The organism is Micromonospora deserti (assembly GCF_003236335.1).
In the GTDB taxonomy this organism is placed as follows: Bacteria; Actinomycetota; Actinomycetes; order Mycobacteriales; family Micromonosporaceae; genus Micromonospora; species Micromonospora deserti.
Genome location: NZ_POUB01000161.1, coordinates 1 through 13,786, shown reverse-complemented (window position 1 = coordinate 13,786; position 13,786 = coordinate 1). Strand labels below are relative to the sequence as shown.

The 13,786-nt window shown below is 76.0% G+C and carries 14 protein-coding genes and 1 pseudogene; 2 read left to right on the top strand and 13 right to left on the bottom strand.

The genetic code is table 11. From position 1 onward, the window contains the following. Window positions 1–82 precede the first annotated feature (82 nt). The 13 genes from C1I99_RS20830 to C1I99_RS20770 form a co-directional block, all read right to left on the bottom strand. Entirely contained in the window at window positions 83–1,852 is a 1,770-nt protein-coding gene (locus C1I99_RS20830; protein ID WP_111135899.1) for an ABC transporter ATP-binding protein, read from the bottom strand. Then, window positions 1,852–3,552, bottom strand: a complete 1,701-nt coding sequence (locus tag C1I99_RS20825; RefSeq protein ID WP_111135901.1) for an ABC transporter ATP-binding protein — start codon at window positions 3,550–3,552, stop codon at window positions 1,852–1,854. Before C1I99_RS20825 ends, C1I99_RS20830 begins: the two co-directional genes overlap by 1 nt. Window positions 3,553–3,635: 83 nt before the next feature. Beyond that, window positions 3,636–3,890, bottom strand: a complete 255-nt coding sequence (locus C1I99_RS20820) for a hypothetical protein (protein ID WP_111135900.1) — start codon at window positions 3,888–3,890, stop codon at window positions 3,636–3,638. Between the two features lie 17 nt (window positions 3,891–3,907). Next, window positions 3,908–4,954, bottom strand: a complete 1,047-nt coding sequence (gene tsaD, locus C1I99_RS20815; protein ID WP_111135898.1) for a tRNA (adenosine(37)-N6)-threonylcarbamoyltransferase complex transferase subunit TsaD — start codon at window positions 4,952–4,954, stop codon at window positions 3,908–3,910. Further along, window positions 4,947–5,411, bottom strand: a complete 465-nt coding sequence (rimI, locus tag C1I99_RS20810) for a ribosomal protein S18-alanine N-acetyltransferase (protein ID WP_111135897.1) — start codon at window positions 5,409–5,411, stop codon at window positions 4,947–4,949. The genes tsaD and rimI overlap by 8 nt, the downstream gene beginning before the upstream one ends. Beyond that, entirely contained in the window at window positions 5,408–6,085 is a 678-nt protein-coding gene (tsaB, locus tag C1I99_RS20805; protein WP_111135896.1) for a tRNA (adenosine(37)-N6)-threonylcarbamoyltransferase complex dimerization subunit type 1 TsaB, read from the bottom strand. The genes rimI and tsaB overlap by 4 nt, the downstream gene beginning before the upstream one ends. Window positions 6,086–6,203: 118 nt before the next feature. Further along, the gene (locus C1I99_RS20800) at window positions 6,204–7,067 is read right to left on the bottom strand and encodes a hypothetical protein (protein WP_111135895.1); all 864 of its coding nucleotides are present in this window, start codon (window positions 7,065–7,067) and stop codon (window positions 6,204–6,206) included. Window positions 7,068–7,315: 248 nt separating this feature from the next. Next, a complete protein-coding gene (gene ung, locus C1I99_RS20795) occupies window positions 7,316–8,017 on the bottom strand; it encodes a uracil-DNA glycosylase (RefSeq protein WP_111135894.1) in 702 nt (233 codons plus the stop codon). Window positions 8,018–8,077: 60 nt separating this feature from the next. Then, on the bottom strand, window positions 8,078–8,560 hold the full coding sequence (gene tsaE / locus C1I99_RS20790) for a tRNA (adenosine(37)-N6)-threonylcarbamoyltransferase complex ATPase subunit type 1 TsaE (protein ID WP_111135893.1): 483 nt from the start codon (window positions 8,558–8,560) through the stop codon (window positions 8,078–8,080). Next, window positions 8,557–9,651: an alpha/beta fold hydrolase gene (locus C1I99_RS20785; RefSeq protein WP_111135892.1), complete on the bottom strand. Its 1,095-nt coding sequence runs from the start codon at window positions 9,649–9,651 to the stop codon at window positions 8,557–8,559. Before C1I99_RS20785 ends, tsaE begins: the two co-directional genes overlap by 4 nt. 52 nt (window positions 9,652–9,703) lie before the next feature. Continuing rightward, window positions 9,704–10,822, bottom strand: coding sequence for an alanine racemase (gene alr, locus C1I99_RS20780; protein ID WP_111135891.1), 1,119 nt, complete (start codon window positions 10,820–10,822; stop codon window positions 9,704–9,706). Window positions 10,823–10,926: 104 nt separating this feature from the next. Further along, complete coding sequence (locus C1I99_RS20775) at window positions 10,927–12,396, bottom strand: NAD(P)H-hydrate dehydratase (protein WP_111135890.1); 1,470 nt, start codon at window positions 12,394–12,396, stop codon at window positions 10,927–10,929. Between the two features lie 41 nt (window positions 12,397–12,437). Beyond that, entirely contained in the window at window positions 12,438–12,806 is a 369-nt protein-coding gene (locus tag C1I99_RS20770) for a holo-ACP synthase (RefSeq protein WP_111135889.1), read from the bottom strand. Between the two features lie 173 nt (window positions 12,807–12,979). Between C1I99_RS20770 and C1I99_RS20765 the strand changes: the two genes are divergently transcribed. Further along, the gene (locus tag C1I99_RS20765) at window positions 12,980–13,276 is read left to right on the top strand and encodes a hypothetical protein (protein WP_111135888.1); all 297 of its coding nucleotides are present in this window, start codon (window positions 12,980–12,982) and stop codon (window positions 13,274–13,276) included. A gap of 107 nt (window positions 13,277–13,383) precedes the next feature. Further along, window positions 13,384–13,786, top strand: a pseudogene (locus C1I99_RS20760) (hypothetical protein); the annotation flags it as partial.

Genomic DNA, 13,786 nt, shown 5'->3' with positions numbered 1-13,786 from the left:
CACCCCCACCCCGCCGTCAGACCAGCGTTGATCATGAGGTTGGCGGCACGTACGGTGATCGACCTCGCCGTCAACCTCATGATCAACGCTGGTCTGACGGCGGGGTGGGGGTGGGGTGCCAGGAGTGCCAGAGGGCGGCGTAGGGGCCGCCGGCGCGGACCAGCTGGTCGTGCGGGCCGAGTTCGGTGATCCGGCCGTCCTCGACCACGGCGACCCGGTCCGCGTCGTGCGCCGAGAAGAGGCGGTGGGCGATCGCGATGACCGTCCGTCCTGCCAGCACCGCCGCCAGGGACCGCTCAAGGTGCCGGGCCGCACGGGGGTCGATCAGCGAGGTGGCCTCGTCCAGCACCAGGGTGTGCGGGTCGGCCAGCACCAACCGGGCCAGCGCCAGCTGCTGGGCCTGCGCCGGGGAGAGCGGATACCCGCCGGCGCCCACCACGGTGGACAGCCCGTCCGGCAGCGCGTCGGCCCAGTCGAGCGCGTCGACGGCGGCCAGCGCGGATCGGACCGCCGCCTCGTCGGCGGTCGGCCGGACCATCGCCACGTTCTCCCGCAGCGCGCCGATGAAGACGTGGTGCTCCTGGGTGACCAGCGCGACGTGCCTGCGCAGCTCGTCCGGGGCCAGCTCGGCCAGCCGCCGGCCGGCCACGGTGACGGTACCCGAGCGGGGCGCGTGCACCCCGGCGAGCAGCCGCCCGAGGGTGGACTTGCCGGCGCCCGAGGGGCCGACCACGGCCAGCTTCTCCCCCGGTTCGGGCACCAGGGTCACCCCGTGCAGCACGTCCCGCCCCGAGCGGTAGGCGTACCGGACGTCGCGGGCGGCGAGTCCTCGCTCCGCCGTTGCCTCGGCCGGGGATGAGGGGTGGGCCGGCGGATCGGCGTCGGCCACCCCGAGCAGGCGGGCCAGCGCGGCCCCGCCGACCTGCAACTCGTCCAACCAGGTGAGCAGCCGGTCGACCGGGTCCACGAGCTGCTGCGCGTAGAGAGCGGCGGCGGTGACCTGGCCGAGGCTGACCCAGCCTTCGAGATGGAACCAGCCGCCGATGAGCAGCGTGGCGACCACCGGAACGACGTAGCCGATCTCGGCCACCGGGAAGTAGACCGTCCGCAGCCAGAGGGTGTAGCGCTCGGCCGCGTACGACCGGCGGATGTCGGCGCCGGTGCGGGCCTGGCGGCGCGCCTGCTGCCGCAACGCCTCGGTGGTCCGGGAGCCCTCGACGGTCTCGCTGATGCCGTCGGTGATGTCCGAGTAGGCGGCGTTCTCCCGCAGGTAGCCCGCCGGGGCTCGGCGCAGGTACCAGCGGGTGCCGGCCCACAGCACCGGCACCGCGACCAGGCAGGGCAGCGCGAGCAGCGGGCCGACCAGCAGCAGCGCGCCGGTGATGAAGCAGGTGGTGACGACGGCGATCAGCGTCTCCGGCACCGCGAAGCGGACCGTCTTGGACAGCGCGGAGACGTCCCGGGACGTCCGGGTCAGCAGGTCGCCGGTGCCGGCCCGCTCCACGGTGGGCAGCGGCAGCGCCAGGATCCGCTCGACGAACTCCTCGCGCAGCTCGGCCAGCACCCGCTCGCCGAGCCGCGCCGACGCCAGGTGGGCGAACCGGACCAGTACCGACTGCACCACCACGAACCCGGCGATCAGCAGCGCGATCCGGTCGACGGTGACGGCGCTGGTGCCGCGGGAGATCCCCTCGACCAGATCGCCGAGCAGCCGCGGGGCGACCAACCCGGCCGCGGCGGCCAGCGCGTGCAGGCCGAGCGCGGCTACCAGCGCCCGCGGATGCCGGCGCACCAGCGTACGGGCGTAGCGGCGCACCTGGGGCGCGTCGGCGACGGGCAGCGCGCTCGCCATCAGTCCTCCCCCCGGCTGACCGTCGCCCGGTAGCGCGGCTCGCCGTCCAGCAGCTCGGCGTGCGTCCCCTCGGCGACCACCTTGCCGTCCTCCACGAAGATCACGTGCTCGGCCCGGCTCAGCACCAGGGGGCTGGTCGTGCAGACCAGGGTGGTCTGGCCGGCCCGGGCGGCGCCGAGCCGGTCAGCGATCCGTGCCTCGGTGTGCGCGTCGACCGCGCTGGTCGGCTCGACCAGCAGCAGTGTCTCCGGGGCGGCGACCAGCGCCCGGGCCAGCCGCAACCGCTGCTGCTGGCCGCCGGAGAACTCCCGGCCCCGCTCGGCGACCACGCTGTCCAGCCCATCGGGCAGCGCGTCGACGATGTCCGTCGCGCTCGCCGCCGCCAGCGCCGCCGTGATCGTCGCGTCGTCGGCCCGGTCGTGCGGGTCCAGCTCGGCGCGGAGCGGGCCGGTGAACAGGTGCGCGTCGTTGTCGGCCACCAGGATCCGCTCACGCACCGTCGCCAGCGGCAGGTCCCGCAGCGGTACGCCGTGCAGCGTCGCCTCCGCGTCGACGTACCGGCCGAGACGGTCCACGATCACGACCGCGTCCTCGGGTGCGGTGGCCGCGAGCGCGGTGAACCGGCCGGGCCGGACCAGCACGCCCGACTCGCCGTCGGCCAGCTCGCCCGGCCCGTCGGGCAGACTCGCCGGGTGGGGCGGGTCGACCAGCTCCGGGGTGAGCCGGAGCAGCCGGACCACCCGGCGGGCGGCCACATGACCCCGGGTCAGCTTGTCGGCCGCCTCGGTGAGGTTGCGTAACGGGTTGACCAGGAACGCCGTGTAGCCGTAGAACGCCACGAGCTGCCCGGCGCTGATCTCGCCGCGCAGCGCGAACCGGGCGCCGAGCCAGGTCACCAGCACCAGGAAGGCCCCGGGAAGCAGCACCTGCACCGCCTCCAGCAGCGACTCCACCCGAGCCACCCGCACGCCGTCGCCGCGCAGCGCCTGGGACTGCGCCCGGTAGCGGGCCGACAGCACCGGCTCGCCACCGACGCCGCGCAGCACCCGCAGCCCGGAGACGATGTCGCCCGCCCGGGTGGTCAGCGCCCCCTCCGAGTCCCGGTACGCCTGCTGCTGGCGGTGCAACGGCCGGATGAGCAGCCCGACCACCGCCATCAGCACCGGCACGCCGAGCACCACGACCAGCCCGAGCGGCACCGAGGCGCTGAGCAGGATCACCGCCACGGTGACGATCGCGACCAGCGAGCCGGTACCCCGGGCGGTGATGTCGATGGCGCCGCCGATGTGGCTGATGTCGGAGGTGCCGATGCTGACCACCTCCCCGGCGGCCACCCGTTTGGGCAGCGTCGCGCCGAGCCGGTTCGCCACGGCCACGGTCAGCTGCACCGTCCGGTACGCGGCGGCGAGCCAGTTGTGCACGGCACAGCGGTGTCGCAGGATCCCGGCGACCGCCTGGAGCACGCCCAGCCCGAGCAGCACCAGCCCCCAGCCGAGCAGCGCCTGCTGGTCGCGGCGGGTGAGCGCGTCGACGGCCCGGCCGACGGCGGCCGGCATCAGTGCCTGGGCGACCATCCAGGTGACGCCGAGCAGGATGCCGGCGGTGAACACCAGCTTGTGCCGCCCGGCCAGCCACAGTAGGTAGCGGGTCGCCGAACGGCAGTCGGGGACGCCGGGATCGCCGGCCGGGGAGAAGCGCATGACCACCCGACGCTAGGCGGCCGGCGAGCTGGCGCGCGAACCAATTACCGCTCCCCCACGTGGCGCGGCCCCCGCGCCGTGACTCAGCGGTCGACCTGGGTGAAGTCCCAGGAGTGGGCCGGCCGGGCGAGCAGCGTCGGGGGCGGCTCCGGCAGCGGCCGTGGGTTGCTGCGCCACTTGGAGATGACCACCACCCGGTGGTCGGTGGAGGAGAAGACCTCGCTGGACAGGTGGAGCGGGTCGTGGTCGAACTCGGGCAGCGCGGTGTCGCAGACCCAGGTGATCAGGTCGGCGACGCCGTACGGCTCCGCCCGCGCCTCCCACATCCGCACGATCACGTCGGCCGCCCTCCCGTTCACACGCTGACCGTGGTTAGCGGCATCGCCGAGTCGGCGGGCAGGTCCAGCCGGCTCGGCGCGACACCTGAGGCGACCAGGTGGGAGCCGAGCGCGGCGACCATCGCGCCGTTGTCGGTGCACAGCTTCGGTTGGGGCATCCGCACCCGCACGCCGCGCTTCGCCGCCCGGTGCTCGGCCATCGCCCGCAGCCGCGAGTTCGCCGCGACTCCCCCGCCGATCACCAGGGTCTCCACGCCGTTGGCACGGCAGGCGTCCAGCGCCTTCGACACCAGCACGTCGCAGACCGCCTCCTGGAAGGAGGCGGCGACGTCGGCGACCGGCACCGGCTCGCCGGCCCGCTGCCGCGCCTCGACCCACCGGGCCACGGCGGTTTTCAGCCCGGAGAAGGAGAAGTCGAAGCGGTGGGCGGCCAGGTCCTTGGCGGCGGTCAGCCCGCGCGGGAAGCCGATGGCGGCCGGGTCGCCGGCCCGAGCCTCCCGGTCGATGTACGGCCCGCCGGGGAACGGCAGCCCGAGCAGCCGGGCCACCTTGTCGAACGCCTCGCCGGCCGCGTCGTCGATGGTGGCGCCGAGCGGGGTGACGCCCCGGGCCAGGTCGTCGACGAGGAGCAGGGACGAGTGCCCGCCGGAGACCAGCAGGGCGACAGCCGGTTCCGGGAGCGGGCCGTGTTCCAGGGTGTCCACGGCGACGTGCGCGGCCAGATGGTTGACCCCGTACACCGGCTTCTCGGCGGCGACCGCGTAGCCCTTCGCGGCGGCCACGCCAACCAGCAGCGCACCGGCCAGGCCGGGGCCGGAGGTGACCGCGATGGCGTCGATGTCGGCGAGGCGCACCCCCGCCTGCGCGAGCGCCCGGTCCATGGTCGGCACGATGGCCTCCAGGTGGGCCCGGCTGGCCACCTCGGGTACCACGCCGCCGAACCGGGCGTGCTGCTCCACGCTGGAGGCGAGCGCGTCGGCGAGCAGGGTGTGCCCGCGTACGATGCCGACCCCGGTCTCGTCGCAGGAGGTCTCGATGCCGAGGACCAGGGGTTCGTCAGCCATTGCCCGCGTCCTCCTGCCGCCGCATGACCAGCGCGTCGGTGTTGCTCGGTTGGTAGTAGCCCCGCCGGACGCCGATCGGTTCGAAGCCGTACGCCGCATAGAGCCTCTGGGCCGGGGCGTTGTCCGCGGCGACCTCCAGCAGGGTGCTACGCGCGCCGAGCCGGGCCGCCTCGGCGAGCAGCGCCTCCAGCAGCAGCTTGCCGACCCCGCGCCGCTGGACGTCGCGGCGGACCGCGACGTTCTGCACCCACGCCTCGTCCGGCGGCGCCACGGCCAGCCCGGCGTAGCCGAGTACGGCGCCGTCGTCGTCGGTGGCGACCCGGTAGTGGTGCCCGTTGGCCAGTTCGTTCCAGAACATCGCGGCGGACCACTGCTCGGCACCGAACAGGTCCGCCTCGATGGGCAGCACCTCCTCGATGTGCCACCAGCGGAAGCGCTCCAGGCGTACCGGACTCATGGCAGGACCGGCTTGCGCGCGGTCGCCGCCACGGCGTCGGGGCGGCGCAGGTAGAGCGGGGTGAGCGGGTCACCGGGCGCGTTGGCCCGGATCCGTTCGGCGGCCAGGGCGGCCAGCGCGGTGGCGTCCGGCCAGCGCGGTTCCGCCCGCACCGGCAGGCCGAGCACGTCGGCGTACCGGTACGCGCCGTCGCCGACCGCGGCGGTGACCGCGAGGCCGCGGGCGCGCTCCGCGGCCACCGACGGCGCGGAGACCTCCGGCCCGACGAGCCGCTGGCCGGCGCCGTCGTAGACCGCCCAGTAGATCTCCCGGCGGCGCGCGTCGGTCGCGGCCAGCACCGGCTCGCCGGCCGCCGCCGGGCGGCCGACGGCGTCCAGCGAGCAGACGCCGTACGTGGGGATGCCGAGCACCTGGCCCATGGCGGCGGCGGTGACCAGCCCCACCCGCAGCCCGGTGAACGGGCCGGGGCCGAGCCCGGCGACGATCGCGCCCAGGTCGGCCGGGCGGGCGTCGGCGTCGGCGAGGGCCGCGTCGACCTGCGGGGCGAGCAGCTCGCCGTGCGCGCGGGCGTCGACGGTGCGGCGGTGCGCCCGGGTCGCGACGGCGTCCGCCGAGACCTCCACCAGCGCCGCGGTCACCGCGGGGGTCGAGCTGTCCACCACCAGTACGAGCACGGTAAGCCAGCCTAGCCGCCCCCGCGCTCACCCCGGGTGACGCCCCACCCGCCGTCGGGCACCCGGTGCCGGCCGGCCCCGACCCGGTGGGACGCGGGCGGCCGGGCTCGGCCGGATGTCAGCTCGGCGTGCGGAACTTGCGCAGGAAGGCCGGCAGCAGCCAGGGGCGCCGCCCGCTGATCCGCACCTTTCCGGAGAGCACCGCCCGGGCCCGGCTGACCCGGCCGAACATCATCAGGTTGAGCGTGGCGGGATCGTGGTCGATCCGGGCGTCCGGCCGGGCGTCGGGCTCGGCGTCGGGCTCGACGACGGACACCCGCCCGTACTGCAGCCGGAACCGGACCGGGGCCGCGTACGCCGAGCGGAACTCGACCAGGATCGGACGCTCGCTCGGCGGCGCGCCGCCGTCGATCAACCGCCCGTAACCGTGCCGGGTCACCCCGACCAGGAAGAGTTCCAGGAACAGCGCGGCGTCCCGGCCGGGGATCGGCCACGGGCGCCCGGCGGCGCGGGCCACGTCGTGACCGTGGATGAGCAGCTCGTTGACCAGGTGCGCGCAGAGGCCGGCGAGGGGTACCCGGGCACCGCCGAGCCAGGGCACCGTCTCGTCGGGACGCCGGCCCTCGCAGACGACCAGGAGCCGCTTGACGTCGGCCTGCAACCGGTCGAGCAGGGGCCCGGGGTCGCGCTCGGGGAGGTGCCGCAGCAGCACGTCGTTGAAGTCCGCCACGGTGTCGACGGTGACCCCGGGCAGCTGCTCACTCAGGCCCGGCACCGGCAGTGGCGGGTGTTCCCGGTCCACCAGGCAGGCGTAGTACCAGGCGAGGGAGGCCACGTGGGCGAGCGTGTCCACCACCGACCAGTGGGCCGTGCACATCGTCGCCGGGTCGGTGGCACGGACCAGGCCGACGAAGCGGTCGGTCTGATCCGCCAGGGCCGTTCTCGCCGTCCGCCACTGTTCCGCGCTGGCCGTCGCCGCCATCCGCCACCTCCTGGCTCGCCGACCGCTGGCAGGCACAGGCTACAACGGACAGTCACGCTTCGGTGACCCCGTGACACCGCGTGACGGGGTCGGCGGTGGCCGACCGGGCGCGGCTAGCGGCCGACCGGGCGGGCGGTGCGTCACCGAGCACCGGCTGGTCGAGCGCCGGCCGCCCGACCAGCCCACCGCCCGGCACCGTCCGCGACCCCGTCCACCGGCCGCACGACGCCGGATCGCCCGGAGGGCGGTCAGCCGGCCGAGCGTTCCCAGTCGACGGTGGGCAGCCCGGCATCGGCGAGCGCCTTGTTGGCCGCGCTGAACGGGCGGCTGCCGAGGAAGCCCCGCGGGTTCATCGGGCTCGGGTGGCCGGCCTCCAGCACCACGTGCCGCGGGTTGGTCACCAGGGCCACCTTCCGGCGCGCGTAGCCGCCCCAGAGCAGGAAGACCACCCGGGACTCCAGCGCGTCGAGGGCCCGGATGGTGGCGTCGGTGAACTCCTCCCAACCGGAGTTCGCATGCGAGCCGGGAGTGCCCTCGCGGACGGTCAGCACGGAGTTGAGCAGCAGCACGCCCTGGGCCGCCCAGCCGGTCAGGTTGCCGCTACGCGGCTTCGGCACGCCCAGGTCGTCGCCGAGCTCCTTGAAGACGTTGCGCAGCGAGGGCGGCACGGTCACCCCGTCGCGAACGCTGAAGCTGAGCCCGTGCGCCTGCCCGGCCCGGTGGTAGGGGTCCTGACCGAGGATCAGCACCCGGCAGTCCGCCGGCGCGCAGAGCCGGTAGGCCGAGAAGAGGTCCGCCACCGGCGGGAAGACGGTCCGGGTCGCGTACTCCCCGGCGACGAAGTCGGCCAGCGCGGCGGTGCGGGCCGGGTCGAGGTGCGGGGCGAGCACGGCCCGCCAGTCCGCCGGCAGCAGCGCCAGCAGATCCAGGGTGGGTGCGTCGTCGGGCATCGGCAGCCTTTCGCCGGTCGGAGGTGTCCCGGGCACTCTAGGCAGCGGGTACGACAGCGCTCAGCCGAGGGCGGCGAGGCGCTGCGCCCAGTCGCCCCCCACCGGCTCCAGCTCGACCACCCGGGTGTCGTCGTCCCGCCGGTCGACGCGGACCCGCAGGTGCGCGTCGACCAGCTGCTCGACCAGCCCCTCGCCCCACTCGACCACGGTCACCGAGTCGTCCACCGACGCGTCCAGGTCGAGGTCGTCGATCTCGGCGCGCGGGTCGGCGGCGTCGCCCAACCGGTACGCGTCGGCGTGCACCAGCGCGACCGTGCCGCCCCGGGCCGGGTCCGGCCGGTGCACCCGGGCGATCACGAAGGTCGGTGAGGTGATGTCGCCGAGCACCCCCAGCCCGGCGCCGATGCCCTGGGTGAGCGCGGTCTTGCCGGCGCCCAGCGGCCCGGTCAGCAGCACCAGGTCCCCGGCGCGCAGCAGCCCGGCCAGCCGCCGCCCGAACGCGTACGTGTCGGCCGCCGTCGGCAGCTTCACCACCCGCGTCACAGCCCCTCCAGGAAGCGTGCCAGGGCCTCGTTGACCTCGTCGGCGTGCTCCAGCATCACCACGTGCCCGCTGTCGGAGATCTTGACGAACTCGGCGTGCGGCAGCCGCCGCACGATCTCCTCGGAGTGGGTCACCGGGGTGATCATGTCCTTGTCCCCGACGATCACCAGGACCGGCGTGTCGGCCAGCGTGGCGAGTGCCGGGAACCGCGAGTGGGTGGCCAGCGTCCGCAGGTAGCGGGTCACGGTGTCGGCGGAGGTGCGCGAGTTCATCGTCTCCACATACGACACCAGGGCCGGGCTGGGGTTGCGGGTGCCGAAGCCGTACTTGCGGGTGAGCAACCAGGCGACGTTGGTGGTGGACTTCCGGGCCCGGTCGATCACCGTGCCGCCGTAGCGGGCGACGTTGCCCACCATGTAGAGCACCGGGGCGCCGACCCGACCGAGCAGGGCCGGTGCCACCAGCTTGGTCTCGGCGAGCAGGCCGCCCGAGGTGGCCATCAGCACGGTGCCCACCACCCGGTCGCCGAACATCTCCGGGAACAGCTCGGCGAAGGCCATGATGGTCATCCCGCCCATCGAGTGGCCGACCAGCACCAGCGGCCCCTCCGGGGTGGTCCGGTCGATCACCGCGCGCAGCGTGCGGCCGAGCGCGGTGAGGTCGTACTCACCGGTCTCCAGCCGGCCGGACCGGCCGTGCCCGGGCTGGTCGTACGCCACGATCCGGTGCTCGCCGCGCTCGGCGAGCAGCTTGCGCTGGAAGTGGAAGGTGCCCATGTCCAGGCAGAAGCCGTGCACCAGCACCACGGTCGGGTTACCGGCCGTCGGGCGGGTCGGCTCCACCACCTCGACGTGGATGTCGGTGCCGTCGGGCATCTCCAGGCGGAACGACTCGTCGTACCGCTGCTCGCCGAAGACCTCGTGGGCGTACCGGTCGGTGCGGTCCGCCTTGAGCCGGCGGACCAGGACGCGTTCGGTGGCGACGCCGGCCGCGAGCCCGGCCGCCGCCACGCCGACCGCCGCCCCGACCAGGCCGGCGACCCGGCCCGCCGCGGTCCGCGGGCGCGGGATGCGGCGTCGTGGCCCGTTCACGCCGCCGCTCCGCTCCGCCCGGCGCGGAGCACCACGCCGGCTACCCGCCCGGTCACGGACGCCCGCCGTCGTAGACCCGGGGCACCCGGGTGCCGCCGAACCGGGTGACGATCTCGTAGTTGATGGTGCCGACCGCCTCGGCCCAGTCGTCGGCGGTGGGCTCGCCGTCCGCGCCGCTGCCGAAGAGGGTGGCGACGTCGCCCGCGGCGACCGGGTCGTCGCCGCAGTCGAGCACGAACTGGTCCATGCAGACCCGGCCGGAGATCGTCCGCCGCCGGCCGCCGAGCTGCACCGGACCGCTGTTCGAGGCGTGCCGGGGCACCCCGTCGGCGTAGCCGAGCGGGATCACCGCCAGGTTCGCCTCCCGGGGCGTGGTGTAGGTGTGCCCGTACGAGACGCCGGAGCCGGCGGCCACCCGCTTGCTGAGCATCACCCGTGCCCGCGCCGACATCGCCGGGCGCAGCCCGAAACGCTCCCCGACCACCGGGGAGAGGCCGTAGACGGCCAGCCCGGGCCGGACCAGGTCGAAGTGGGTGTCCGGCCGGGTCAGGGTGGCGGCCGAGTTGGCCAGGTGCCGGTAGCGCGGCCGCAGGCCGGCCTGCTCGACCATGGCCAGGCCCTCGTGGAAGACGGCGAGCTGCCGATCGGTGGTCGGGTGGCCGGGCAGGTCGGCGTAGACGAAGTGGCTCCACACCCCGACCACCTCGACCAGGCTGTCGGCCTGGGCCTTCGCGGCGGCGTCGAGCAGCGCGGGCCAGTCGGCGACGCTCGCCCCGCCCCGGGACAGCCCGGTGTCGATCTTGAGGTGCAGCCGGGCGGGCCGACCGGCGGTGCGGCTCGCCTCGATCATCTCGGCGAGCTGGGGCAGGCTGGCGGCGCCGAGGTCGACCCCGGCGGCCACCCCCTCGTGCAGCGGCAGCCCGGGGGCGAGCAGCCAGGCCAGCACCGGCGCGGTGATCCCGGCCCGGCGCAGCGTCAGCGCCTCGTCCAGGGTGCAGACGCCGAGCCAGTCCGCCCCCGCGTCGAGCGCCGCCCGGGCGGCCGGGACCATGCCGTGCCCGTACCCGTCGGCCTTGACCACCGCCATCAGCTCGGCGGCGGTGCCGGACCGGAGCCGGCTCACGTTCTCCCGGATCGCGTCAAGATCCACCCGCACCTCGGCCTGCCACATGGGCCCAGCCTACTTTCCGGGCTGATCATCGGGCGTGACCCCGCCCACGTCGCCGCCCCGGCGGCCGCCGCCGGTCGAGGCCGGTACCGCCGGCGGGGCGCGGCTCAGGGCAGGCGGGCCAGTACCGGGCGCAGCGCGGCCGCCACGTCGGGGGCGGTCACCGGGCCGCCCCGGGCCGCCTCCCGGCCGGCCAGCCCGTGCAGGTACGCGGCCGCGGCCGCGGCCCGCTCGGGCGCCAGGCCGGCCGCGAGCAGCGAGCCGAGCAGCCCGGCCAGCACGTCCCCGGTGCCCCCGGTGGCCAGCACCGGGGTGCCGGTCGGGTTGACGTACGCCCGGCCGTCGGGGGTGCCGATCACCGTGCGGTCCCCCTTCAGCAGCACCACCGCGTTCATCCAGGCGGCCAGCCGCAGCGCGGCGGAGACCCGGTCGGCGCCCGGCTCCTCCCCGCAGAGCCGGGTGAACTCCCGGTCGTGCGGGGTGACCACGATCGGGGCGTCCCGCTTGCGCAGCAGGTCGGCCAGCGAGCCGTCGACAAGCAGGGTCAGCGCATCGGCGTCGAGCACCACCGGCACCGGGGCGGCGAGCACCGCGCGCAGCTCGCCGGCCGCCTCCTCCCCGGTGCCGAGCCCCGAACCGCAGACCCACGCCTGCACCCGGCCGGCGTCCGCGACCCGGCCGGTGGCGATCACCGAGGGGTGCTGGTGCAGCACCTCGGCGCGGGCGCCACCGGCGTAGCGGACCATCCCGGTCGGGCCGGCCAACGCGCCGCCGACCGACAGCACGGCCGCGCCGGGGTAGGTCGGCGAGCCGGTGGCCACCCCGACCACGCCCCGCGTGTACTTCTCCGTGGCCGGGCCCAGCCGCGGCCACCAGTCGACCACGTCCGACCACTCGACCACCCGCAGCGCCGGGCTGCCGCGCAGCCACGGCCCCAGGCCGATGTCGACCAACTCCACCTGGCCCGCGAGCGGGGCGGCCGGGCCGACCACCAGCGCCGGTTTGAGGGCGCCGAAGGTCACGGTCACGTCGGCGCATACCGCGCTCGCCCGGCCGGAGGCGGCCAGCGGGACGTGCCCGGTGTCCACCGCGACCCCGCTCGGCACGTCCACCGCGACCACGGTCGCCCGGGACCCGTCGCGCCCGCAGTGCCGCACCAGGCTGGCCGCCAGCTGCTCGGCGGTCTCGCGGAGCCCGCCAGCGCCGCCGATCCCGACGATCCCGTCGAGCACCAGATCGACCTGGGCCGGCGGCCGGTCGACCACCCGGCCACCGGCGGCGCGCAGCGCGGCCAGGCCCTCCGCGTGCGCCCGGCCCGGCGTCACCAGCAGCGCCGAGACGGCCGCACCGCGCCGGGCCAGGTATGCCCCGGCATGGAGCGCGTCACCGCCGTTGTCACCCGAGCCGACCAGCAGCAGCACCCGCGCGGCGTACACCCCGCCCCGCTCGGCGAGCAGCAGGGCGCACCGGCGGGCCAGCCCGGCCGCGGCGCGCCGCATCAGCGTGCCGGGCGGAAGGGTGGCCATCAGTCCCGCCTCCGCCGCGCGTACGTCCGCGACCCGCCACACCGGTCTCATGCCACCCCGTTCCGTCCCGCGTGCCCGCCGGCACGCCCCGATCACCGTTCCGCGACCACCATCGCCGAGGCGATCCCGCCGTCGTGGGACAGCGAGAGGTGCCAGCGGTTGACCCCGCGCTCGGTGGCCGCCGCGGCGACCGTACCGGAGACGGTCAGCCACGGCCGGCCGTCCGGGTCCGGCACGATCTCGCAGTCGTGCCAGCTCAGCCCGGCCGGCGCGCCGAGCGCCTTCGCCACCGCCTCCTTGGCGGCGAACCGGGCGGCGAGCGACTCGGGTGAGCGGGGGTTGCCGGAGCTGGTGTACCGCTCGGCCTCGGTGAAGAGCCGGTCGGCGAGCAGCGGCGTCCGCGCGAGGGCCCGGGCGAACCGGTCGACCAGGACGACGTCGATGCCGACAGCGACGATCACGGCCTCACCCTACCGGCGGGAGCGACCGGGCATTAGCCGCCGACGTCACGCGGGGCAATGCCTGTGGACAGCCAGGCCTACGCTCCGCCGGCCGCTGTCCACAGGGCCCGCCGGGTGGGCCGGCGACCGCCTAGCGTCCCGCTCGTCGAGATGTCCACGAGACGGGGGCGCTGATGATTGAGGAGCCGTTCACCGTGCGGCCGGACGTACTGCGCCGGGCCGCGGGCGCGCTCGGCGACGACGCGTACCGGCTCGCGCACGGGGTGGCCGGCGTGCCCGGGCTGGTGATAGCGGCCCCGGAGTGGTCGGCCGGGGTGGCGCTGGCCGGGTTGGAGACGGCGGTGCACGCCTGGTTCGGCGCGCTGGGCGCCCGGGTGGCGGCGACCGGCGAGGCGGTACGGGCAGCCGCCGAGGCGTACGAGGCGGTGGACGACCGGGCGGCGCGCCGGCTCGCCGGCCTCCCCCGGTGACCACGCCGGCGCGGCCGGCGGGAGCGACCGCACCGACACCCCGGCCGGCGGCCCGGGGCCGCCCCGCACGAGCGGCCACGGCCGTGCCACCCCGGCCCACGGCCGGGGTGGCACGGTCCGGACCAGCCGGGTCCCCCGGCTCGGCGGCGACGGCCGGTGCGGCCACCGCCGTCAGCTACCGGCAGCTCTGGGCGGCGGATCCGGGCGCCTGGCGGGCCGCCGGGGCGGCCTGGCGCGGGGTGACCGGCCTGGTCGAGCGCCGGGCCGGGGAGTTGGCCGCCGACGCGGCCACGCTACGGGCCGACTGGTCGGGCGGGGCCGCCACGGCGGCCGACACCCGCCTCGCCAGGCTGCGCACGGAGCTGACCACGGCCATCCCCGCCCTGATCGAGGCAGACCAGGTGCTGGCCGAGTTCGCCGGGCGGCTGGCGGTGGCGAAGGCCCGGCTCGCCACGGCGGTGGCGGTGGCCGAGGCGGCGGGGATGGTGGTGGACCGGCACGGGATGATCA

Excerpts from the sequence above, each read along its gene's own strand:
- C1I99_RS20830 (WP_111135899.1), bottom strand. The coding sequence starts at position 1,852 with ATGGCGAGCGCGCTGCCCGTCGCCGACGCGCCCCAGGTGCGCCGCTAC.
- C1I99_RS20825 (WP_111135901.1), bottom strand. The coding sequence starts at position 3,552 with ATGCGCTTCTCCCCGGCCGGCGATCCCGGCGTCCCCGACTGCCGTTCG.
- tsaD (WP_111135898.1), bottom strand. The coding sequence starts at position 4,954 with ATGGCTGACGAACCCCTGGTCCTCGGCATCGAGACCTCCTGCGACGAG.
- rimI (WP_111135897.1), bottom strand. The coding sequence starts at position 5,411 with ATGAGTCCGGTACGCCTGGAGCGCTTCCGCTGGTGGCACATCGAGGAG.
- C1I99_RS20800 (WP_111135895.1), bottom strand. The coding sequence starts at position 7,067 with ATGGCGGCGACGGCCAGCGCGGAACAGTGGCGGACGGCGAGAACGGCC.
- ung (WP_111135894.1), bottom strand. The coding sequence starts at position 8,017 with ATGCCCGACGACGCACCCACCCTGGATCTGCTGGCGCTGCTGCCGGCG.
- alr (WP_111135891.1), bottom strand. The coding sequence starts at position 10,822 with ATGTGGCAGGCCGAGGTGCGGGTGGATCTTGACGCGATCCGGGAGAAC.
- C1I99_RS20775 (WP_111135890.1), bottom strand. The coding sequence starts at position 12,396 with ATGAGACCGGTGTGGCGGGTCGCGGACGTACGCGCGGCGGAGGCGGGA.
- C1I99_RS20765 (WP_111135888.1), top strand. The coding sequence starts at position 12,980 with ATGATTGAGGAGCCGTTCACCGTGCGGCCGGACGTACTGCGCCGGGCC.